Genomic DNA, 21314 nt, shown 5'->3' with positions numbered 1-21314 from the left:
GCATTTTTTCTATTGAGAGGATTGCCCCGCGAGGCAGTTTTCCACCTTCCAGCCGTACAGCCACTGCAACGCGTCGTAGAACTGGGACTGGCTGCGGCCGGTCCACAGCATGTTGCGCACGGTGCGTTCGACGCCCCGCGCGTGATAGAGCCTGCCCATTTCGCGCGTGGACCACACCACCCGCGCGCTGCGCGGGATGCGGACGGATTCGTACAGGCGGAACGCGGCCTCCAGGTCTTGGCCGCATTGCTTCACGGCTTCGCCCAATGTCACCGCGTCCTCCAGCGCCATGCAGGCGCCCTGGGCCATGTATTGCGTCATGGGATGGGCGGCATCGCCCAGAATGGTCACGCGCCCCTGGCCCCAGCGTTCCACGGGCTCGCGGTCGGCGGTGGCCCAGCGCTTCCAGGACGTGGGGCGGTCCAGCATCTGGTGCGGACGCGGGTGGATGCCCTGGAAGTAGGACAGCACTTCTTCCTTGCTGCCCTCGCGCACGCCCCATTCTTCCTGTTCGCGGCTGTGGAAAGTCACCACCAGGTTGTATTGCTGGCCGCCGCGCAAGGGGTAGTGCACCAGATGGCAGTGCGGGCCAGCCCACAGCACGGGGGCGTTGATGCGCAGCTCCTCGGGCATGTTCTCGCGTTCGACCACGGCGCGGTAGACCACGTGGCCGGTCACGCGCGCCGGGTCGCCTACCATGCGTTCGCGGATCACGGACTTCACGCCGTCCGCGCCTACTACGGCGTCGGCGCGATAGCGGTTGCCCTGGGTGTCCACGACTTCCACGCCCTTGTCGTCCTGCGACATGGAGGCGATCTGGGTGGAGGTGCGAAAGCTGATCAGCGGATTCTGCTGCACGGCCTCCAGGATGGACAAGTGAATGTCGGCGCGATGGATCACGGCATAGGGGCCGCCGAAGCGCTCGCGGAAGGCCTCGCCGGTATCGATGCGCACCACTTCGCGGGCGTCCACCGCGTCCATCATGATGATGTGGTCGGTAAACACGGCGCGGGCGCGCGCGGTCTGGCCCACGCCCAGGGCGTCCAGCGCCGCGAAGGCGTTGGGACCGAGCTGGATGCCGGCGCCGATTTCGCCGATGTGCGCGGCCTGCTCCAGCAGCTGCACGGCGATGCCTTGCCGGGTCAGCGCCAGCGCCGCGGCCAGGCCGCCGATGCCGCCGCCCACCACGATCACGGATTTATCGGTTTGCGTTGCGTTCATGTATGGCCTCCGCGCCGTTCAGTCCTGGCCGCCCAGGAACACGCCTTGTTTCACCAGCTGCGCCTGCAAGGCGGAAATGGGCACGTCACCGGGGGCGATGCCTGCGCGCAGCGCCATGGCAGCCGCCGTGCCCGCGGCCTCGCCCATGACGAAGCAGCTGCCGCTTACGCGAGCCGCCGACTGGCCTTCGTGCGTCATCGAGGCGCAGCGCCCGGCCACCAGCACATTGCCCGCCACGCCCGGGGCGCGTTTGGGCACCATCATGCGGAATGGCAGCTGGTTATAGCCGCGGGACTCGGGGATCGGCGGCCAGAGCCATTGCACGTCGCCGGCCGTGTGCATTTCCAGCGGCCAGCCATTGACGCCGATGCTGTCCGGAAAGTCGGCGCAGCCCAACACGTCTTCCTTGCTCAGAACGGCCTCGCCCACGATGCGGCGGGTCTCGCGGATGCCCAGCTGCGGCGCGATGTCCAGCACATAGGCGTTCTCGAAGCCCGGCACCTTGGCGCGCAGGAAGGCGAGGTATTGCACGATCTGGCGGCGGCCTTCGAGCTCGCCGGCCGACAGGGAATCGGCGTCGGTGCCGTCGGCCGCGCTGCCGTCGGCGTTGGCAAGCTGGGTCACGTTGACCCGCCACTCGTAGTCGTGCTTTTGCGGGCGCACGATGGCGCCGCGGCGCGGGAAGGTGAATTCGCCGCTGGCCGCGGCCTGGTCCATCAGCTGGGGGATGGTCTTCCAGGCTTCCTGCGCGCGGGCGCCGTCGACATTGCCGACCTTGAACATCAGCGTGGGATAGAGCATGCCGCCGTGCTCGTCGCCCTTCTCGAAGGGCAGGCCGCCCCATTGGGCGATATCGGCGTCGCCCGAGCAATCGATATAGACCTTGGCGCGCACGGCGCAGCGGCCGGACTTGGTTTCCAGGAATAACGCATCCACGTTGCCGTCGGCGCCGCGCGCCAGGCCGGTGGCCAGCGCATGGAACAGCACCTGTGCGCCGCTGGCCTGGACCAGCCCGTCGGCGGCGCACTTGAAGGCCGAGATGTCATAAGCCTGGGCGTGGATCTTGCCCAGGATCAGGTGAGGGTCGTTGAGCCCGTCCATGGCGCGCATGCGGTCCAGCAGGTCGTCCGTCATGCCGTGGACCACCTGGCGGATGTCGCCCCGGATGTTCGCGTGCAGGCCGCAGAAGTTGGATACGCCGGCCGCCGTGCCCATCCCTCCCAGGAATCCGTAGCGTTCCACCAGCAGCACGCTGGCGCCGTTGCGCGCGGCGCTGGCGGCGGCCAACAGGCCGGCGGGGCCGCCGCCCAGCACGACGACCTCATATTCGCCGTAGAGCGGAACCTGGCGGGCGGGTTCGGTGATGAGCATCCCGTGTTCTCCTTGTTTGGGTTGCGCGGCGTGGCCGGGCGCCGGTTTACTGGCCCTTGATGCCCAGCTTCTTGATGAGCGGCTCCCAGCGCTTGAGTTCGTCGTCCATGTAGGCGCGGAACTCGGCGGGCGTGGTGCCGGCGGGATCCATGAACTGGGCCTGCAGGCGCTTGGTGACCTCGGGATCACGGATGGCCTGGATCAGCGCGTCGGACAGCTTCTTCTGGATGTCGGCGGGAACCTTGGACGAGATCACGAAGCCGATCCACGCCGAGCCCTCGATGCCCGGCACGCCGACTTCGGCCAGCGTCGGGATGTCGGGCAGCAGGGCGGAGCGCTTGGAGGAGGTGACGGCCAGGGCCTTCAGGCGTCCATCCTTCACCATGGGCATGACGGCGATGGGCGGCAGCGCGGCGAACTGCGTGTCGCCGGACAGCAGCGAGGTCAGCGCCGCGGGCGACGAGGGATAGGGCACGTGGGTGGCGCGCGCGCCGGTCTGCTGCAGCATCAGTTCCACGGCCAGGTGCGACACCGTGCCGGCGCCCGTGGAAGGGAAGTTGTATTTGTCCGAATTCTTCTTCAGCGCTTCCAGCAACTGGCCGATGTTGTCGATGCCGGCCGAGACGGGCACGACCAGCACATTGGGCTGGTGCACCGCCAGCGTCAGCGGCGCCAGGTCGGTTGCCGGCGCATAGGGCAGTTTGTCGAACAGCAGAGTATTGTTGACCAGCGGGCCGGTAATGGACACGCCGAAGGTATAGCCGTCGGGCTTGGCGTTGGCGATGGCATAGGTGCCGATGTTGCCGCTGGCGCCCGGCTTGTTCTCGATGACGATGCTCTGGCCCAGGATGGCGCCGGCCTTTTCGCCAACGATGCGCGCCACCTGGTCGGGGCTGGAGCCCGGGCCGAAGGGCACAATGGCCTTGAGCGGCTGGGCCGGCCAGGCCTGGGCCTGCGCGGCGGCCAGCGGCGCAAGCGCGGCCAGTCCCAGGATCAGGGCATGGGCGGCGATACGGCGCGCGTAGGGCTTATGCATGGGTGTCTCCGAGATCCTTCATGGTGTTGAAATAGGTTTGTTCGTTGGCGATGAAGGCCGCGACCATGGCGCGATAGGTGGCGTCCACCACCTGGTCCAGGTTGGCGAAACCCTGGTTGTGGCGTTCGGCCAGCAGGCGCGCCTTTTCGAAGACCTGGGCCTGGCGGGCCGGGGCGCTGACCTGGAAGGCGTCGCGCTTGAAGCGCGCGGCGTCCTTCACGTACATGGCGCGTTCGGCGATCAGGCGCACGATCTCATCGTCCAGCCTGTCGATGTTGGCGCGCACTTCCGCCAGGTTGGCGCATAGCGGGCGGTAGGCGGGATCGGTGTATTCGCGCAGCGGCGCGCCCTGGGTGTCGGGTTCCTGGTTGCTCACTTGGTGTAGTCCGGTTGCTGGGTGGGAGCCGCCTGCTGGAAGGCGGGCTGCGCATTGCAGTGTTCATAGACGCGCATGGCGCGCGGATAGGCCGACAGGTCGCAGCCCATGCGCTGGGCGTTCGCCATCTGCGGCACCAGGCAGCAGTCCGCCAGGGTGGGCGCGTCGCCGTAGCAGTAGGCGCCATGGCCGTGGCGCGCCAGCAGCGCTTCCACAGCCGTCATGCCCTCGCGGATCCAGTGGTGATACCAGGCGTTCTTCTGTTCTTCGCTGGCGCCCAGCACGTCCTGCAGATAGCGCAGGATGCGCATGTTGTTGACGGGGTGGATGTCGCAGGAGATGGCGTCGGAAAGCTCCAGCACGCGGGCGCGCTCCAGCGTGCCGGCGGGGATCAGGCGCGGCTCGGGATGGGTGGCGTCCAGGTAGTCGACGATGGCCAGCGACTGCGACAGCTGGGTGTCGCCATCGATCAGCAGGGGCACGCCCGCGGAAGGATTCTTGGCCACGTAATCCGCCGCGCGCTGCTCCTGCTTGCGCAGGTTCACAGGCAGGTACTCGTACGGCAAACCCTTGAGCGCCAGCGCGATGCGCACGCGATAGGAGGTGGAACTATTGAAGAAGCTGTGCAGTTGCATGCGGGTTCCTGGAAGGTTCACACCATCTGCACGCTGAGCGTGCCCAGGCCGTCCACGCCGCCGACCATCTTGTCGCCGCGCACCACCGGACCCACGCCTTCGGGGGTGCCGGTGTAGATCAGGTCGCCGGCTTCCAGGCGGAAGTACTTGGACAGGTAGGCGACGGTTTCGGCGACGGACCAGATCAGCTTGCCGATGTCGCTTCTTTGCTTGTCGGCGCCGTTGACCTGCAGCCAGATGGCGGCCTGGTCGATGTTCTTGACCGCCCCGGCAGGATGCAGGGGGCCGATGGGCGCGCTCAGGTCGAAGGCCTTGCCCAGTTCCCAGGGCCGGCCGGCTTCGCGCATCTTCATCTGCAGGTCGCGGCGGGTCATGTCCAGGCCCACGGCATAGCCCCAGACGTGCTGCAGCGCGTCGTCGACGGCGATGTTGGCGCCGCCCTTGCCAATGGCCGCCACCAGTTCGATCTCATAGTGCAGATTGGCGGTCTCGGAAGGATAGGGCAGCGACAGGGTGCTGCCTTCAGCCACCGGCACCACGGCGTCGGCCGGTTTGCAGAAGAAGAACGGCGGTTCGCGGTCGGGGTCGAAGCCCATTTCGCGGGCATGGGCGGCATAGTTGCGGCCGACGCAATAGACGCGGCGCACAGGGAAGCTGTCCTGGCTGCCGGCAACGGGCACGGCGATGGGAGCGGCGGGGTCGAAGACGAAAGACATGGGTCACCTTTGAGGAATGCGGGGCGGGGCCTGGCGCGGCCCCGGCCTGATACGGAAGTGGAGGGAGTGCGCCGGCCTTTAGCCGACGCGCGCTTCGCGCCACACGCCCAGCGCGTCCTGCACGGGGCGGTCGGAATAGCTGAACAGGGTGGCGTCGTCCAGCGCGGCCAGCTGCACGGGCTGCCAGGACGGCGCGACGAAGACGTCGCGCGGGCCGAAGTGGAATTCCTGGTCGCCGATGCGCGCGGTGCCGCGGCCTTCGACCACGCTGTAGACCGTGGAGTCGGTGCTGCGGTAGGTCTTGCCCTGGAATCCGGCGGGCAGGAACTGCATGAAGGTCGCCATGGTCGGCATGGGGTAGCCGCCGGTGGCCGGATTCAGGTAGCGCAGCTTCACGCCGTCCCAGGGGTCCAGTTCGCCGTGGCGGTAGAGCTGGTCCAGGGCTTCGCGGCTGCGTTCATAGGGGTAGTTGAAGATGGGCGATGTGCCGCTGGAGGTCTGGTGGCGCACGGGCGCCATGTTGTGGCCGTAGCGCGCCATGCTGTCGCCCTCGGGGCGGGTCACGGGTTGTGTGGCCGAGGGATAGTTTTCGGCGAAACCCGCGTCCAGGAAGCGCAGCAGCGGAATGTCCAGGCCGTCCAGCCAGACCACAGGCTCGCCGCCTTCGGCGGTTTCGGCGTTGCCATGGTCATGCCAGGTCCATGACGGTGTGATGATGAAGTCGCCGGGGTGCATGGTGGTGCGTTCGCCGTTGACCGCGGTATAGGCGCCGCGGCCTTCGACGATGAAGCGCAGCGCCGACTGCGTATGGCGGTGGCTGGGCGCGATTTCGCCAGGCAGGATCAGCTGCAGGCCCGCATACAGGCTCTGCGTGATGCTGGCCTGGCCGGGCAGGCCGGGATTCTCCAGGATGAGCACGCGCCGCACGGCTTCTTCCGCCGTGATGAGCGAGCCGGACGCCATGACGTCGTCGCGCACGTCTTCGTACTTCCAGATGGCGGGGACGCAACGCGGCGCGGGTTCGCGCGGCACCAGGTTGTGCAGCGACTCCCACAAGGGAGCCATGTGTTTTCTGGCGATGCGTGCGTAATAGGCGGCGCGGTCCGCGCCGGGGGTGTGACCGTCGGGCATGCTTGTCTCCGGAATGTCCGGCTGGCGCCGGCTTCGCGTGGCCGCCGCGTGGCTCGCGGCTGGTCCTGATATGGAGACGATTATGCGTAAGGAGCTATGTGTTTTGAAATGAATTTATCTTATTATCCATACCAATAAGAATATACATAGACGAGACGAGGGCCTGCATGGACTGGACCCACCGGTTGCGCCTGCGCAATCTGAAAATGCTGCTCAGCCTGGCCCAGACCCGCAACATCAGCCATTCGGCGGCGATGCTTAATACGACGCAGCCGGGCTTGTCCAAGTGGCTGAAGGATCTGGAAGACGACATCGGGCTGCCGCTGTTCGAACGGCACGCGCGCGGCCTGCGGCCCACGCCGCACGGCGACGTGCTGATCGCGCATGCCCAGCGGGTGGAGGCGCAACTGGATCGCGCCAGCGCGGACATGGCGGCATTGCGCGAGGGCGGCGGCGGGCGGGTGGTGATAGGCGCATCAGGCGCGTCGGCGTCGGACACCGTGCCGCTGGCGGTGATGAAGCTGCTCGAGCGCATGCCGCAGGCCCGCGTGAAGCTGGTGGAGGGTACGACCGACCAGTTGCTGGCGCAGTTGGCGCAGGGCGACCTGGACATCGTGGTGGGGCGTTCGGCGCCGGAGCATCACGACCCGGCGATCCGCTTCGAGGCCCTGTACCTGGAACCCATCCACCTGGTTGCGCGGCCGCGCCATCCGCTGTTCGCGATCGAGCAGCCCTCTTGGCCAGACCTGCTGTCTTACCGCTGGATCCTGTGGCCAAAAGGCACGCCTATCCGCAATGCGGTGGACGCGGCGCTGGCGGCGGCGGGCCAGGCGCCGCCGCCGGACCACGTCGAATCGAATTCGGTGACCATCAATCTCACGTTGATCAATAACAGCGACATGATCGGGGTGGCTTCGCACCGGGCGGCGCTGCGGTTTTCGCAGATGCGGGCGATGCGGATCATTCCGGTGCGTCTGTCGGGCTTCGGGTCGGTGGCGATGTACTGGCGCGAGGATGCGTTCCGTCCGATCGCGGTGCAGGAGGCAATGGCGGCCTTGCGCAGCACGGTGGCGGAACATGCGCCGGGCGCGGCGAGGGCATGATGGAGGCGCCGCGGGCGGGCCTGAACGCGTTGATCGCGCAGTGCCGCAAGCTGGAGGCGGCGCTGCCGGATCAGGACCAACCGGCTGCGTCGGCGGCGATGCATCGCTTTGTGACGGAGATGGATGCGCGTCGCGCGCCGCCGGGGATGTGGTCGCCGCTGGTGTTGGCGGTGTTGGTGATGACAGGCGGGCTGGGCGTGGGGATAGGTCTGCTGAGCCTGCTGCTGCGCGGCGCGGGGCCGGCGTTGGCGGCGTTCGCCCTGGTGCTGGTCTGTGCGGCGACGGCCCTGGCGTTGGCCATTGGCGTGGTGGCCTTCATGGGCGGGCATGCATTCGGCCTGGTGGTGCTGAAGCGGCTGGCCTTGGGCTTGATTGCTGTCGGCTTCCTGGGCGTGATCGCGTGGACGCAGGGAGACGTTCGGGCGGTGGGGCCGGTGGTGGCTTTGCTTGGCGGGTTGGGGGCTTGGCTGGTGCTCAATAGCAATGGGTTTTATGTGTTTGCGGGGTATCAGATGGCGCGGAGGTATATGGAGCGGCGGGGGTGATGGTTTGGTTTTTGAGGCTGTGGGTTCTTGAGGAGGCTGTGGGTTCTTGAAGAGGCTGTAGGTTCTTAAGGCGCCCGTCGCGTCGGCGGCCTGCGGGGCGCGGGGCAACGATTGCGGTCCGGAGCATTCGCTCCGGACTACCCCTTCGTCATCTTCGTCCAGGCCTTCGGCCTTCCCTTCAGATTCCCTCGGGCTTATCGACGCCCCGCGCCCCGCAGGCCGCCGACGCGACAGGCTCCGATGTATGAATCTTCACGGGCGCTGGGGCGGTCGGTGTGTTTGGCATTCTCGCCACGGCTAGTGGGTTGGGGCGTGTCTTGCGGGGCCCGCCCCAGGCCGGCCGCGCGGGCGGCCTTTTGGGGCTTACGCGGCGTTTTGCGTCGCGTGTTGGCGCTGCGCGCTGGTGGTTGGTGAATTTGGGTATGCGGGGAGTTGAAGCGCGTCGGTTTGCCAACAATCGTCTTTCAACGTCAGTGCCGGATGGGTGGCGCGCGTGACGGTCAGCATGCGCAAGTAGTTCGCCACCGCGCGCCATCCATCACCGCCCATTCCCCATGAGCTGGCGACCATTAGCAAACCACTCGCCGCATTCGCGCAAGCGAACACAATCGAAATTCAAGAAATCACGTATGTCATTCACGGCCGCCCGCGCGGCCGAGAATGACGGGCAGCCCAAGAATCGTCCCTGACCACAGCTCTAGCAGCGCATCAGTCCAAGATTCAAGTAGCCCATCGGCGCGGGCGCCCGCCACTCAGGCGCCCGCGCCGACGGGCGGCCTACGAAGCATCCGGTGCGACGGAGCAAGCCTCAACCCTACTCCGACAACGGATCCTGAAACTGCGAACACTTCACCTGCACCAGCCTCCGATCCTGCAACCGCAAAGCCGTCAGCGACCCACCCCAAACGCACCCCGTATCCAGGCAGATCACGTCCGGCCGCTGCAGCAACCCCAGCGTAGACCAATGCCCGAACACCGTCGTGACGTTCCGCGTGGCGCGGTTGGATACGTCGAACCAAGGTACCAGGCCGGTCGGCCAGGCGCCCGGCGTCACCTTGGTGGCGAATTCCATGTGGCCATTGGGCGTGCACAGGCGGATGCGTGTCAGCGCGTTGATGATGACCCGCATGCGCTTGCCGCCCTTGTGGTCTTCCTTCCACGTGGCCGGCTCGTTGCCGTACATCTTTTGCAGCGCCTTCTGCCAGTTCGGCCCGCGCAGGGCGTCCTGGACTTCGCCGGCCAGCGCCAGCGTCTTGGCCACGTCCCATTTGGCCAGCGTGCCGGCATGGACCAGCAGGTGGTTCTGTTCGAAGTGGGCCAGCGGGCGAAAGCGCAGCCAGTTGATCAGGTCGGCCGCGTCCGGCGCGCGCAGGACGTCCTCGAGCGTGTCCGATTTGGACGGCTTGCGTACCCCCGCGGCGGTGGCCAGCAGGTGCAGGTCATGGTTGCCCAGCACCGAGGTCGCGCGGTCGCCCAGGTCGATGATGCGGCGCAGGGTTTCCAGCGATTCGGGACCGCGGTTGACCAGGTCTCCGGCGAACCAGAAGCGCGACTGGGGGTCGCCGACCAGTTCGGGGTGGGACAGCAAGCGATCCAGCGGCGAGCAGCAGCCCTGCACGTCGCCGATCATCCAGATACTGCCGTTCATGCGGGACTTTTGCTCCAAGGCCAACGTTGTTGCGCGATCCGCGTGATGGTGTGGCGGTACTCCATGTAGCCCATGGCGCCCAACGCCACGATCATGGCGCCGATGTTCGGACCCAGGGCGGTCAGCCAGGCCGGCCATTTGCCCAGCATGCCCACGTTCAGGGCCAACTGGTTCAGCATGAAGAAGCCTACGCCCAACAGGATGCCGATGAAAACCTTGGCGCCTACGCCGCCGCGGCGTGTCTGCATCAAGCCGATGGGAGCGGCAATGGTGATCATGACCAGCAGGGTGAACGGATATGCCAGTTTGCGCCACAAGGCGACGACCTGTCGACCATATTGCAGCTGGTTGTTGCGCAAATAGTCCACATAGTCCAGCAGCGTGGCGATGGACATGCGTTCAGGGGTCAGCACGCGGGCCAGCAGGCGCTCGGCGCTGAGCGTGGTGTCGATATTGCGCTCGGGCACCTTGACCACGGTGGCGGGCGGGTTCTTGGGCGGACGCGCGTTGGCCAGCGCCTCGGCGGCGTCGTCGTCCAGCCGGGTTTCGGTGACGTCCTTGAGCAGCAGGTCGCCCTGCGTGAACAGGCCGGTCGGCGCGGTTGACAGGGCGGACAGCGTCTGATCCTTCTTGAATTCGTAGAGGATCACGGAGTTGACCTGCCCGTCGCCCTTGAGTTCGCCGATGTTGATGATGCGGGTGCCGCCGTTGGCGGTGGGTTCCTTGAACCAGTAACCGCTCTTGAGGCGGTCGCCGCCGGCCTTGCCGCGGAACAGCAGGTTGGCCTCGCCGGATTTGATTTCGGCCCAGGGCGTGACGTACTCGGACAGCAGGCCCGCTCCTATCATCAGCGGGATCGTGACGATCCAGAGCATGCGCAGCAGCTTCATGCCGCTGACGCCGGATACCCGCAGGATGACCAGTTCGTTGCGCTGGGCCAGCCCCGCCAGCGCCAGGATGGCGCCGATCAGCAGGCCGATGGGCAACAGGTCGTAGAGACGGGTCGGGATCGCCAGGGCCTGCATGTACAGCAGGGCCATCATGGAGAACTTGTCGCCGACGTTGTCCAGATCGTCCACCAGCGCGAAGAACGTGAAAAGGCCCAGCAGGGCCATGAGGACCACTGCGCAAGAGCGATAGATCTCGCGGGCCAGGTAGCGACGTGCGGTACGCATGAAGAAAAGGAGGAACGCCTAAACCCGAAAGCTTAACAAATCCCGCCGCTCAGGGTGGGGCCGGAGGGTCGGATCCGTGTCAGGGGATGTCGACCATCTGCATCCGCCGCGTCAGGACGCCGACCCGGGAGTTCAGGTACCGGGTATTGCGGTGGGCGTCATAGAAGCGCGGGTTGGGCAGCATGGCCGCCAGCCGGGCCGACTGGCTGGCCCCGAGGTTGGCGGCGGAGGTATTGAAATAGTGCTTGGCGGCGGCCTGGGCGCCGAACACGCCTTCGCCCCATTCCGCCACGTTCAGATACAGCTCCAGGATCCGTTCCTTGCTCATGACGTGTTCGATCATGTAGGTGAGTACGAGTTCCTGGCCCTTGCGGATGTAGCTGCGGGAGCTGGACAGGAACAGGTTCTTGGCCAGCTGCTGGGTGATGGTGGAGCCGCCGCGCATCTTGCTGCGGCCGGCTTCCTGTTGCTTCTGGTTGTACTCCCAGGCCTTGCGGATGGCGTCCCATTCGACGCCGTCATGTTCAGTGAAGTTGGAGTCCTCGGACGCCACGACCGCGCGCTTGAGGTTGCGGTTGATCTTGTCGTAGGGCACCCATTCGTACTTCAGCTCGAAATCGGGGTTGCCGTCGCTCAGGCGGGATCGTTCCTCGCGCATGATGGCGCTGCTGCCCGGGGGGCGGTAGTTGTACCAGACCACCTGGGCGAACAGCCAGAACTGATAGAGCAGCACCAGGCACACCAGCGCCATCAGCGCGCCGCTGATGATCCGGAACCAGGAGCGGCCCTTGCGCGTCGCCATGCCGTCTATTGCCCGGCCTTGAGCGCCTCGCGCAGCGCGGCCAGCACGGGGGCGGGGTCAGGACGCACGCCATGCCAGATGTAGAAGCTTTCGGCCGCCTGACCCACCAGCATGCCCAGGCCGTCGGCCGCAAGTGCGGCGCCGTCGGCTTGGGCCTGTTGCATGAAGGCGGTGGGCTGGGCGCCGTACATCATGTCGTAGGCGGCCGCGCCGGGCGCATAGAGGCCCGGGGGCAGGTCCGGGGCGGCGTTCTGCAGGCCGCTGGCGGTGGCGTTGATGACCAGGTTCCAGCCGCCGGCAAGGGCGGCGTCCGCCAGGCTGCCGCCCGTGACCGCGGTCTGCGGCGACACGCCGCTCTCGCGCCAGGAAGCGGCCAGTTCTTCCGCCTTGGATGCGGTGCGGTTGACGATATGGATGCGGGCGCAGCCGGCTTCGGCCAGCGGCTGCAGCACGCCGCGGGCGGCGCCGCCCGCGCCGACCAGCAGCACGGACGCCCCGGTCAGGCGCACGCCCAGGCGCAGCAGGTCGGACACCAGGCCCACGCCATCGGTATTGCAGCCATGCCAGGCGCCGTCGCGCCAGGACAGGGTGTTGACCGCGCCGGCGAGGCGGGCGCGGCTGGACAGGCGGCCGGCAGCCAGGGCATAGGCGTCCAGCTTGAAGGGCACGGTTACGTTCAGGCCCAGCCCGCCTTCGGCGACGAAGGCGGCGACCGCCTGGGCGAAGCCGTCCACCGGAGCCAGCAGGCGCTCGTAGCGCAGCGGCTTGCCGGTCTGTTCGGCAAACATGGCGTGGATCTGGGGCGAGCGGCTGTGCGCGATGGGGTTGCCGATGACGGCGTATCTGGCGAGAGGGGGCGCCTCGGTCATGGGGCTTGTGTTTCCAGGGTGTCGTTGACGAAATGCCAGGTGCGGGTGATGACCAGCACGTCCGTGTCGCGCGCGATATCGGGCGGGAACGGCGGGAAGGGGGCGGCCAGCTGGACGATGCGGCGGGCCGCCTGGTTCAGCACGGCATGCGGCGAAGGCTGGTCGATCTCGACGTTGGCGATGCTGCCGTCGGCGCGCACCGACACCGTGATGCGCAGGGATCCGTAGATGCGGCCGCGGGCCTCGTCCGGGTAATGCTGGGTGCCGACCGTTTCGATGCGGGTGCGCCAGGCGTCGAGGTAGGCGGCGTAGCGCGAGGCCTCGGCGGAAGGCGCGACGAATTGCTTGCGCGGTTCGGCGCTGTATTGCTGGACCCGCGCCGCCAGGGCGGCCACCTGGGCGCTCTGGATGATGCTGGCCTGGTCCTCGGCGTCGCGGCCGAGGTCGGCGCCGTCGGGCCAGGGGTTGACGGCCTGGCGCTCGGCGCCAGCCTTGTCAGCGGCGCGCAGTTGGGTCATCAGGCGGGTCTGTTCGGCTTCCAGCTGCACCTGGCGACGCCGCATGGCCTCCAGCACGATGGTTTCGGCCGATTCGCCGGTGCGGGGCAGCGGGGTGGTGGACATGCCGCGTTCGGCGTTGCCGCCGCCGGTCATCTGGTTCTGGGCCTGCGCGCGCGGGGTTTCCGGGGGCGTCTCGCTGCGGGCATTGAGCAGCACGACTTCCAGGCTGGTGGCCGGCGGGCGCGAGAGCGCGGGCGCGCCGAAGCGCCACGCCAGGGCGCCGGCGTGCACCAACAGCGATATCGCGATGCCGATGCGCAGGTAATGCTGGGCGGGTGCGCCCAGCCACCGCAGGTAACGGCTCAGCGAGGAGGGGGAATCAGCGAGGCGTTGCACCTGCGCATTGTAGAGCGAGTCCAGGTCTGCCGGGCGCCGGTAGCGGCTCACACGGAAAGCCTAGGCCTGGCGCGCGTAAGCCCTGGGCCCCGGGTCTGTAACAGACCGGGGCGCAAGCCAGCAGGCGCCTCAGGCGACCGTGCGGGGGAAGACCCAGACTTTGCTGGCGGGCAGCGACAGCCGGCAAGGGCCGGGCTCGCGCCCTTCGGGGCCGTAGGCGCGCAGGGCCAGGGTATGGGCCGGGTCGGCGTCGGGGGTGCGGAACAGGTACTCCCAGCGGTCGCCCAGATACATGCTGGTCAGGAGCGGCATGTCGACGTGGTTGCCGTCGGGGTCGTCCGCCAGCCGTACCTGCTCCACCCGGATCACGGCGGTGCCGTCCTGGCCTTGGGCCACCCCCGGGCTGGCCTTGCCCCACAGCGACCAGCCGCGCCCTTCGATGCGGGCCTGGCCATCGCGCACCTCGGTGACCTTGCCGTCCAGCCGGTTGTTGCTGCCCATGAATTCGGCGGTGAACAGGGTGGACGGGGAGCCGTACATTTCCTGCGGCGTACCCTGCTGTTCGATCTTGCCGTTGTTCAGCAGCAGGATGCGGTCCGAAATCGCCATCGCTTCGCTCTGGTCGTGGGTCACCATCAAGGCCGACAGGCCGAGTCGGATGATCAGCTCGCGCAGGAAGGCGCGGGCCTCCTCGCGCAGCTTGGCGTCCAGGTTGGACAGCGGTTCGTCCAGCAGGATGACGGGCGGGCTGTACACCAGCGCCCGGCCGATGGCCACGCGCTGCTGCTGGCCGCCGGACAGGGCGTGCGGATGGCGCTGGCCCAGCTTGCCCAGGCCCAGTTGGTCCAGCACGGCCTGCACGCGTTCGCGCACCTCGGCGCCGGGCACCTTGCGCAGCTTGAGCGGGTAGGCCACGTTCTCGAACACGGTCTTGTGCGGCCACAGCGCGTAGGACTGGAACACCAGGCCCAGGTTGCGCTCTTCGGCCGGGACCTCCTTCCTGGCCGCGCCGTCATAGACGACGCGCTCGCCGATGGTGATGCGGCCGCGCTTGGGGCCTTCCAGGCCGGCCACGGCGCGCAGCAGCGTGGTCTTGCCGCTGCCCGAAGGGCCCAGCAGCGACACCACTTCGCCTTGGCGCAGCTGCATCGACACGCCCTTGAGCACCGGGTTGTCGCCGTAATCCAGGTGCAGGTCTTCTACAGAAAGCTCAATCATGAAGTTTGACTCCGAATCGCAGGGCGACGCCCAGGCCGATCACGACCAGAACGATATTGATGAAGGAAAGCGCGGCCACGATGTCGATGGCGCCCGAGGCCCACAGCGACACCAGCATGGAGCCGATGGTTTCGGTGCCGGGCGACAGCAGGTAGACACCGGTGGAATATTCGCGCTCGAAGATCAGGAACATCAGCAGCCAGGAACCGATCAGGCCGTACTTGGCCAGCGGCACCGTGACGTGGCGGGTGACCTGGCCGCGGCGCGCGCCGGCGCTGCGGGCGGCTTCTTCCAGCTCGGGGCCCACTTGCAGCAGGGTCGAGGAGATCAGCCGCAGGCCATAGGCCATCCACACCACCGTGTAGGCCAGCCACACGCTGAAGATGGTGCTGCGCATGGCGCGCAGCCATTCGATGAAGTTCTCGCGCAGCCATTCCGCGAAGGGCAGGGCCGACAGCCAGCCGCCTTCGTCCAGGGCGTTGTCCAGCCACATCGGCACGAACAGGAACACCCACAGGAACGCCAGGCCGGCCAGGAGGCCCGGCACCGCGCGCGGCACCAGCACGCTGTAGTCCATGAAGCGCGTGACGTTGTCCGGCTTGCGGTGCATGGCCAGGCCCACGAACATGTAGCAGAACACGGCCAGCGCGCCGCCGAACACGCCGATGGCCACCGAGTTGACGATGGCGCGCATCAGATTGGGCTGCGAGAACACGGTGCGGAACGCGTCCAGCGACAGCACGTCCAGCAACGACACGCCCATGCCCCAGTTGGACACGAAGGCGCGCAGCAGCACGCCCAGCAGCGGCACCACGATGGTCACCAGCAGCCAGAACGCCACCACGCCGCCGGCCACCCAGCGCCACTTGCCCAGCGGCAGCGCGCGGGCGCGCGAGGCCTTGCCCTTGACCGTGACGAAGCGGTTGGCGGTGCGCATCAGGCGGCGCTGCAGCATCACCAGGGGGATTGTCATGCAGATCAGCACCACGGCCACGGCGGCCATCAGGTGATAGGACGGGATGCCCAGCTTGTTGGTGAGCTTGTACAGATAGGTCGCCAGCACCAGGTTGCCTTCGGGATCGCCCAGCACCAGCACCAGGCCGAACACCTCCAGCCCCAGGAAGAACAGCAGCACGGTGGCGTACAGCATGGCCGGACGCACCATGGGCAGGCTGACCGACACCATCACGCGCAGCGGCGAGGCGCCGGACACGCGCGCGGCTTCCTCGACGTCGGAACCCATGCTGCGCAGCGCCGACGAGATATACAGGTAGGCGTGCGGCACGTGAGTCAGGCCGGCGATGATGACGATGCTGGTCAGCGAATAGACGTTCCAGGGCACGAAGCCCAGGATGTTTTGCGCCCAGGTCGAGAAAAAGCCCACCGGGCCCGCGGCCACCACATAGCCGAAGCCCAGCACCATGGGAGACACGAACACCGGCACCAGGATCAGCGGCTCGATCCAGCGGCGGCCGGGCAGGTCCGTGCGTATCATCAGGAAGGCCAGCATGCCGCCCAGCGGGATGGCGATGACGGCCAGGCCGAAGGCCAGGATGAAGCCGCTTTTCAGGGCCTTGTAGAAATCGGGGTCCGCGAAGATGAAGCGGAACGCGTCCAGGCTGAAGGTCTTGGACGGCGTGAAAAAGGGCGCGGACAGAAAGCTCTGGATGATGATGAACGACAGCGGCACGTAGATGGCCAACGCCGTGATCAGCACCACCACGCCGCGGGGCAGGGACTGCCATTTCGAGCGCAATGACTGCATGGGGAATCCTGTGTTCTTGAATGGCGCGAAGGTCGCGCGGCCGGGTCGGGGGCGACCGCCCCGGCGGCGGTCAGGGGGACTGCGGCGCGCCGCCGTCCCCTACGCGCGAGGCGGCCCGGAACCGTGGCTCCGGGCTGCGCGGCATTACTTGCCAGCCGCGGCGCGCCAGTCCTTGATGAACTGCAGGCGCTTGTTCTGTTCCAGGTAGTCCAGCAGCGTTTCGTTGACCGGAATCGGCTTGAGCGAGGCGCCCAGCTTCTTGGTCATGCCGTCCACATCGTTGTCGCCTTCGATGTCGTCGCGCACGGAGGCCAGGTCGGCCTGGTTCGCCAGGATGGTCTGGCCTTTCTGCGACAGCATGTAGTCCATCCACAGCTTGGCGGCGTTGCGGTTCTTGGCCTTCTTGCTGATGAAGGCCACGCGCGACAGGACCAGCGCGTAGTCGGTCGGGTAGGCCACGCCCAGCGACGGGTCGCTCTTGGCGCGCGTTTCGGCGTAGGAGCCCAGGATGTTGTAGCCGATCAGGTTTTCGCCGGAGGACACGCGTTCCATCATGGTGCCGGTGGACGACTGCACGATCAGGCCGCCCGCGGCGATGCCCTTGAGCGTTTCAAAGTACTTGGGGTCGTTGACCTTGTCCTGCACCGCCAGCATGAAGCCCACGGCCGACTTCTCGATGTCGTAGGTGGTGACCTTGTTCTTGAACTTGTCCGGCTGGCTGGCGATCAGCTTGGCCAGGGCGCCGTGCGTGGTGGGCACTTCGGCGGCGGGGATCAGGCGCTTGTTGTAGATGAACACGGCCGGTTCGTAGGTCGTGCCGTAGGCGGAATCCTTCCACACCGCCCAGGCCGGCAGCTTGCTGACTTCCGGCGACTTGTACTGCAGCGCGTAGTCGCTGGCCAGTTTCAGGGCCGAGTCCATCGACGAGCTCCAGACGACGTCGCCGCTGGTGCCGCCCGCCGCCTGCTCGCTGATGTAGCGGTTGTAGAGCTCGGTGCTGTTCATGTCGTTGTATTCGACCTTGATGCCCGGATACAGCGCTTCGAAGCCCTTGATGACGGGGCCAGCGGCCTTGGTATCGGTGGTCGAATAGATGACGACCTTGCCTTCCTTCTTGGCGCCGTCCAGGATCTTCTGGTAGTCGGCCGGGTAGCCGGCCGGCACTTGCTGCGCAAAGGCGCTGCCGGCGGCAAGGGCGAATGCAGCGGCGCAGGCGGCCGCCAGTTGGGACTTGGCAAGCATGGGTGTGTCTCCGATGAGTCTTGTGGTTGGAGCGGGATCCGTGTCCAGCTTGCGGGCATCTTAGGAGCCGGCGTCTGTCGTCGTCCTGTCATGGCGGCAGGATGCGTCTAGGGGAAATCCCTGGGCGGCGTGGGCGCGCGCGCGTTCGATCCTTACGGCCGCGCGGGTGTGTCCGTCACCAGCCGGATCCAGTTCTGCACGAAGCGCGAATGGCGGCGCTGGTCCAGGCCGACCAGCAGGGCCGGGCTCAGCACCACCGGCTGCACGATGCCCTGGGAACGCGCCAGCACCGCTTCGGAGGTCCAGCGGCCAGGCGTGTCTTCCATGATGGAGCCCAGCGCCGCATGGCTGGACGCCACCTGTTGTCCGGCCGGCGACAGCAGCCAGTCCACCAGCGCCCGGCCCAGCTCAGGGCTGGGTGCGGTGCGCGCGATCAGCACCGAGCGCGCCAGCACCAGCACGTAATCCTGCGGAAAGACCACGCCGATGGGCGCGCCCGCGGCCTGCCGCGACAGCGCGTAGGAGCCGAGGATGTTGTAGCCGATGTCGATCTGGTCGTTCTCGATGGCGTCCAGGATCTCGGCGCTGGTGGCCGACAGGCGCACGCCGGCCTGGCCCATGGCGTTGGCCAGTCCCCAGAAGTTCGACGACACCAGCTCGTCCTGCTCGGCCAGCAGATAGCCCACGCTGCTGGCTGCGATGTCATAGGTGCCGATGCGGCCGCGCAGCTTCGCGGCGTCGCGTTCCAGCAGGCGCAACAGGTCCTGGCGCGAGCGCGGCACGGTGGCTTCGGTATAGCGCTTGGGGTTGTAGACGATGACGGCCGGCTCGAAGGTGAAGCCATAGACCTCGTGGCGCCAGATGGCCCAGGAGGGCAGCTTGGCGGCGTAGGGCGAGGAATAGCTCAGCGCATAGCCGTCGTTGGCCAGCCGGATCTGCAGGTCGGAGGCCGAACTCATCAGCACGTCCACGTCCTTCAACTGTCCGGCGACGGCCGCTTCGTAGAGCTCGCGGCTGCCCATCTCGCGGTACACCACGGTGACGTCCGGCCGTTGCGACTGGAAGCCCTGGATCAGCGGCGCGACCACCGGCGTGTCCGTGGGTCCGGCGATGGTCAGGACCCGGGAAGTGGGCTGCGGCGCGGGGTAGCGGGTGACGACTTCCGCGATGTCGGCGGCACGTACCTCGGCGGGGGCCGAGCCCAGCAGCAGGCCCGCCATGCACAGCGCGCCCAGGCAGGCGGCTGCTGCGCGCCCCGGCGCGGAACGCGCCAGCGGCAGGATCACGCGCGCCGTCAGGCCGCCGCCCGGACGGTCCTGCAGCCAGAGCGAACCGCCGTGGGCGGCCGCCACCGAGCGCACGATGGAAAGCCCCAATCCCGACCCGGGCTGCGTTTCGCCGGCGCGGCCGCGGGTGAAGCGCTGCTGCACGGCGTCCTTTTCGTCGTCGGCCACGCCCGGCCCGCGGTCCGACACGGTGAGCGCCACGCGAAAACCCGCCACGGGCGTGGCCTGGATGTCCACGGGGCCGTCGGGCGCATAGCGCAGGGCGTTGTCCACCAGGTTGCGCAGCATTTCGCGCAAGGCGACCCGGTCGCCGGCGATGCGGGCGCGGCGGACCTCGGGCGCGATTTCGATGCGCAGGCGCTGCGCTTCCAGCGGGCCGATGCGGCGGCGCGTTTCGTTGACGGTCTCGGCTACGCCCACCAGCGTGCGCGATCCCTTGCCCAGGCGGTGCGTGATGGTGGCATCCATCAGCAGCTGATTGATCAACTGGCTGGCATGGGTGGCGTTCAGATGGATGCGTTCGAGGCGCGCGTGCAGCCTTTGCTGATCGGTTTCTTCCAGGGCGACTTCGGCTTGGGCGCGCAGCGAGGCCAGCGGCGTACGGACCTGGTGGGCGGCATCCGCCACCAGGGTGTTGAGCGTGCCCATGACGCCGGACAGGCGCTGCATGAAGGCGTTCAGCGCTTCGACCAGCCGTCGCACTTCTTGCGGCACGGGCGTCACCAGCGGCGCCAGGTCGTCGGGCGCGCGGCTGCGCAATTCGCGCTCCACCACGGCCAGCGGCGCGAAGGCCCGTTGCACCCCGAACCACAGCAGGCCCAGCGCCACGAGGGACACCACTACCAGCGGCAGTGCGGTGCGCCCCAGGATCTCGTCGGCCAACGCCTCGCGCGAGCCTAGCGTCTCGGCCACTCGCACCGTCACCCAACCCGCATGCTGGCTGGCGGACACCAGCCGGCCTACGGTGGCGACGCGCACGGGTTCGTCGTGATAGCGCAGATAGGCGAACACCGGCGTGGCCGACTGCGCCAGCGGCATGCCGGGCGCCAGGTCGTCGTAGCCCGTGATGAGGCGGCCGTTCGAGGTGCGGGCCTCGTAGAACACGCGCTCGCCGCCGGACAGCATGGCCAATGAGGACACCGGCGGTTCGACGGTGACGTTGTTGTCTTCGATCTGCACCGAGCCGGCGATGGTCAGCGCCGACGCCGCCAGCAGCCGGTCAAACGCCTGTTCCGCCGCGCGCTGCGCGTAGCCGCGCAGGAAGAACACCAGCCCGATCAGCGCGCAGGCCAGCAGCAGCACGCCCAGCGCGAAGACACGGCGGCGGATGGAAAAGTTTTCAGGGTTCTTCATGGCTGCGGGCCTGATAGCCGACGCCGCGCACGGTGACGATATCGATCGAGGCGCCCGTCAGCTTCTTGCGCAGCCGCGATATCAGCAGCTCCAGCGCATTGAGCGTGCCGTCGTCCAGGTCGAAGAGCTGGTTCATCAGCCGTTCCTTGGCGACGGTCTGGCCCAGCTTGCCGAGCAGTATCTCCAGCAGACGGAATTCGCGCCGGCCCAGCTCCAGCGGCGCGCCGGCCACGCTGACATTGCGGTTGGCAAGGTCCAGGCTGAGATTGCCATAGACGGTGACGCTGCTGGTCTGGCCGGCGGGGCGGCGCATCAGCGCGCGCAGCCGGGCTTCGAGTTCGCGCAGGTCGAAGGGCTTGACCAGATAGTCGTCGGCGCCCAGGTCCAGCATGTCGATCTTGTCTTCGATTTCGGCGCGCGCGGTCATGACCAGCACAGGGGCTTCCAGACCGGCGGCGCGCAGTTCCCGGATGACGGTGAAGCCGTCCTTGCCGGGCAGGTTGATGTCCAGCACCAGGGCGTCCCAGGTCTCGTCCAGGCCCCAACGCAACGCCGCCACGCCGTCGCGTACCCATTGCACGCTATGGCCGGCGAAACGCAGCTTGCTTTCCACGGCATCGCCGAGATCGAGATTGTCCTCGACCAGCAAAATGCGCATGTGTTGTCTCCGTGTCTTTTGTGGCTTTCGGGGGGAGTTTATAGGGGTGTGAGGGTTCTGTGGGTCTTGATGCGGGCGCGGGCTTGGTTCTTAAGACGCCTGTCGCGTCGGCGGCCTGCGGGGCGCGGGGCAACGATTGCGGTCCGGAGCGTTCGCTCCGGACTACCCCTTCGTCATCTTCGTCCAGGCCTTCGGCCTTCCCTTCAGATTCCCTCGGGCTTATCGACGCCCCGCGCCCCGCAGGCCGCCGACGCGACAGGCTCCGATG

The 21314-nt window shown here is 67.4% G+C and carries 19 protein-coding genes; 2 read left to right on the top strand and 17 right to left on the bottom strand.

All coding sequences use genetic code 11. The features are described 5' to 3' along the window. Window positions 1–9: 9 nt before the first annotated feature. The 7 genes from HV766_RS20755 to gtdA all read right to left on the bottom strand — a co-directional run bounded on the left by HV766_RS20755 (window position 10) and on the right by gtdA (window position 6486). Window positions 10–1221 (bottom strand): 3-hydroxybenzoate 6-monooxygenase, encoded by a 1212-nt coding sequence (locus HV766_RS20755; protein WP_054458972.1) that lies wholly within the window; start codon window positions 1219–1221, stop codon window positions 10–12. Window positions 1222–1239: 18 nt separating this feature from the next. Further along, window positions 1240–2592 carry an FAD-dependent oxidoreductase gene (locus HV766_RS20750; RefSeq protein WP_175181759.1) on the bottom strand — a complete coding sequence of 451 codons (1353 nt, stop codon included), beginning with the start codon at window positions 2590–2592 and terminating at the stop codon, window positions 1240–1242. A 46-nt stretch (window positions 2593–2638) separates the two neighbouring features. Continuing rightward, window positions 2639–3628, bottom strand: coding sequence for a Bug family tripartite tricarboxylate transporter substrate binding protein (locus HV766_RS20745; protein ID WP_119450291.1), 990 nt, complete (start codon window positions 3626–3628; stop codon window positions 2639–2641). Next, a complete protein-coding gene (locus HV766_RS20740) occupies window positions 3621–4004 on the bottom strand; it encodes a chorismate mutase (RefSeq protein ID WP_054458979.1) in 384 nt (127 codons plus the stop codon). The genes HV766_RS20745 and HV766_RS20740 overlap by 8 nt, the downstream gene beginning before the upstream one ends. Next, on the bottom strand, window positions 4001–4639 hold the full coding sequence (gene maiA, locus HV766_RS20735) for a maleylacetoacetate isomerase (RefSeq protein WP_054458981.1): 639 nt from the start codon (window positions 4637–4639) through the stop codon (window positions 4001–4003). The genes HV766_RS20740 and maiA overlap by 4 nt, the downstream gene beginning before the upstream one ends. Window positions 4640–4656: 17 nt before the next feature. Continuing rightward, window positions 4657–5355: a fumarylacetoacetate hydrolase family protein gene (locus HV766_RS20730; protein WP_119450292.1), complete on the bottom strand. Its 699-nt coding sequence runs from the start codon at window positions 5353–5355 to the stop codon at window positions 4657–4659. Between the two features lie 78 nt (window positions 5356–5433). Next, window positions 5434–6486, bottom strand: coding sequence for a gentisate 1,2-dioxygenase (gene gtdA, locus HV766_RS20725; RefSeq protein WP_054458986.1), 1053 nt, complete (start codon window positions 6484–6486; stop codon window positions 5434–5436). Between the two features lie 167 nt (window positions 6487–6653). Here gtdA and HV766_RS20720 point away from each other — a divergent pair, with 167 nt between their 5' ends. Together HV766_RS20720 and HV766_RS20715 are read left to right on the top strand one after the other, a co-directional pair. Continuing rightward, complete coding sequence (locus tag HV766_RS20720) at window positions 6654–7589, top strand: LysR substrate-binding domain-containing protein (RefSeq protein WP_054458988.1); 936 nt, start codon at window positions 6654–6656, stop codon at window positions 7587–7589. Continuing rightward, window positions 7589–8134 carry a hypothetical protein gene (locus HV766_RS20715; RefSeq protein WP_175181770.1) on the top strand — a complete coding sequence of 182 codons (546 nt, stop codon included), beginning with the start codon at window positions 7589–7591 and terminating at the stop codon, window positions 8132–8134. Before HV766_RS20720 ends, HV766_RS20715 begins: the two co-directional genes overlap by 1 nt. 814 nt (window positions 8135–8948) lie before the next feature. Here the strand turns inward: HV766_RS20715 and HV766_RS20710 are convergent. From HV766_RS20710 to HV766_RS20665, 10 genes are all read right to left on the bottom strand, one after another. Then, on the bottom strand, window positions 8949–9782 hold the full coding sequence (locus HV766_RS20710; protein WP_175181758.1) for a symmetrical bis(5'-nucleosyl)-tetraphosphatase: 834 nt from the start codon (window positions 9780–9782) through the stop codon (window positions 8949–8951). Further along, on the bottom strand, window positions 9779–10957 hold the full coding sequence (gene lptG, locus HV766_RS20705; protein ID WP_054458992.1) for an LPS export ABC transporter permease LptG: 1179 nt from the start codon (window positions 10955–10957) through the stop codon (window positions 9779–9781). The genes HV766_RS20710 and lptG overlap by 4 nt, the downstream gene beginning before the upstream one ends. A 79-nt stretch (window positions 10958–11036) precedes the next feature. Continuing rightward, window positions 11037–11759 carry a monofunctional biosynthetic peptidoglycan transglycosylase gene (gene mtgA, locus HV766_RS20700; protein ID WP_054458994.1) on the bottom strand — a complete coding sequence of 241 codons (723 nt, stop codon included), beginning with the start codon at window positions 11757–11759 and terminating at the stop codon, window positions 11037–11039. A gap of 5 nt (window positions 11760–11764) precedes the next feature. Next, a complete protein-coding gene (gene aroE / locus HV766_RS20695; protein ID WP_054458996.1) occupies window positions 11765–12628 on the bottom strand; it encodes a shikimate dehydrogenase in 864 nt (287 codons plus the stop codon). Then, a complete protein-coding gene (locus HV766_RS20690) occupies window positions 12625–13524 on the bottom strand; it encodes a TonB family protein (protein ID WP_119450721.1) in 900 nt (299 codons plus the stop codon). Before HV766_RS20690 ends, aroE begins: the two co-directional genes overlap by 4 nt. Window positions 13525–13653: 129 nt before the next feature. Next, window positions 13654–14742: an ABC transporter ATP-binding protein gene (locus HV766_RS20685; protein WP_054458998.1), complete on the bottom strand. Its 1089-nt coding sequence runs from the start codon at window positions 14740–14742 to the stop codon at window positions 13654–13656. Then, complete coding sequence (locus HV766_RS20680; protein ID WP_175181757.1) at window positions 14735–16507, bottom strand: ABC transporter permease; 1773 nt, start codon at window positions 16505–16507, stop codon at window positions 14735–14737. The genes HV766_RS20685 and HV766_RS20680 overlap by 8 nt, the downstream gene beginning before the upstream one ends. A gap of 144 nt (window positions 16508–16651) precedes the next feature. Next, complete coding sequence (locus HV766_RS20675) at window positions 16652–17749, bottom strand: ABC transporter substrate-binding protein (protein ID WP_054459002.1); 1098 nt, start codon at window positions 17747–17749, stop codon at window positions 16652–16654. A 152-nt stretch (window positions 17750–17901) separates the two neighbouring features. Further along, on the bottom strand, window positions 17902–20388 hold the full coding sequence (locus HV766_RS20670) for a sensor histidine kinase (protein ID WP_119450717.1): 2487 nt from the start codon (window positions 20386–20388) through the stop codon (window positions 17902–17904). Next, window positions 20375–21046, bottom strand: a complete 672-nt coding sequence (locus tag HV766_RS20665; RefSeq protein WP_059374017.1) for a response regulator transcription factor — start codon at window positions 21044–21046, stop codon at window positions 20375–20377. Before HV766_RS20665 ends, HV766_RS20670 begins: the two co-directional genes overlap by 14 nt. Between the last annotated feature and the right edge of the window lie 268 nt (window positions 21047–21314).

Origin of the sequence: Achromobacter aegrifaciens (genome assembly GCF_902859735.1) — a bacterium.
Lineage (GTDB): Bacteria > Pseudomonadota > Gammaproteobacteria > Burkholderiales > Burkholderiaceae_B > Achromobacter > Achromobacter aegrifaciens.
This window is presented reverse-complemented; position numbering and strand designations above follow the sequence as displayed.

Coding starts and splice junctions, on each gene's coding strand:
- HV766_RS20755 (WP_054458972.1), bottom strand. CDS start 1,221: ATGAACGCAACGCAAACCGATAAATCCGTGATCGTGGTGGGCGGCGGC.
- HV766_RS20750 (WP_175181759.1), bottom strand. CDS start 2,592: ATGCTCATCACCGAACCCGCCCGCCAGGTTCCGCTCTACGGCGAATAT.
- HV766_RS20745 (WP_119450291.1), bottom strand. CDS start 3,628: ATGCATAAGCCCTACGCGCGCCGTATCGCCGCCCATGCCCTGATCCTG.
- maiA (WP_054458981.1), bottom strand. CDS start 4,639: ATGCAACTGCACAGCTTCTTCAATAGTTCCACCTCCTATCGCGTGCGC.
- HV766_RS20730 (WP_119450292.1), bottom strand. CDS start 5,355: ATGTCTTTCGTCTTCGACCCCGCCGCTCCCATCGCCGTGCCCGTTGCC.
- gtdA (WP_054458986.1), bottom strand. CDS start 6,486: ATGCCCGACGGTCACACCCCCGGCGCGGACCGCGCCGCCTATTACGCA.
- HV766_RS20720 (WP_054458988.1), top strand. CDS start 6,654: ATGGACTGGACCCACCGGTTGCGCCTGCGCAATCTGAAAATGCTGCTC.
- HV766_RS20715 (WP_175181770.1), top strand. CDS start 7,589: ATGGAGGCGCCGCGGGCGGGCCTGAACGCGTTGATCGCGCAGTGCCGC.
- HV766_RS20710 (WP_175181758.1), bottom strand. CDS start 9,782: ATGAACGGCAGTATCTGGATGATCGGCGACGTGCAGGGCTGCTGCTCG.
- lptG (WP_054458992.1), bottom strand. CDS start 10,957: ATGCGTACCGCACGTCGCTACCTGGCCCGCGAGATCTATCGCTCTTGC.
- mtgA (WP_054458994.1), bottom strand. CDS start 11,759: ATGGCGACGCGCAAGGGCCGCTCCTGGTTCCGGATCATCAGCGGCGCG.
- aroE (WP_054458996.1), bottom strand. CDS start 12,628: ATGACCGAGGCGCCCCCTCTCGCCAGATACGCCGTCATCGGCAACCCC.
- HV766_RS20685 (WP_054458998.1), bottom strand. CDS start 14,742: ATGATTGAGCTTTCTGTAGAAGACCTGCACCTGGATTACGGCGACAAC.
- HV766_RS20680 (WP_175181757.1), bottom strand. CDS start 16,507: ATGCAGTCATTGCGCTCGAAATGGCAGTCCCTGCCCCGCGGCGTGGTG.
- HV766_RS20675 (WP_054459002.1), bottom strand. CDS start 17,749: ATGCTTGCCAAGTCCCAACTGGCGGCCGCCTGCGCCGCTGCATTCGCC.
- HV766_RS20670 (WP_119450717.1), bottom strand. CDS start 20,388: ATGAAGAACCCTGAAAACTTTTCCATCCGCCGCCGTGTCTTCGCGCTG.
- HV766_RS20665 (WP_059374017.1), bottom strand. CDS start 21,046: ATGCGCATTTTGCTGGTCGAGGACAATCTCGATCTCGGCGATGCCGTG.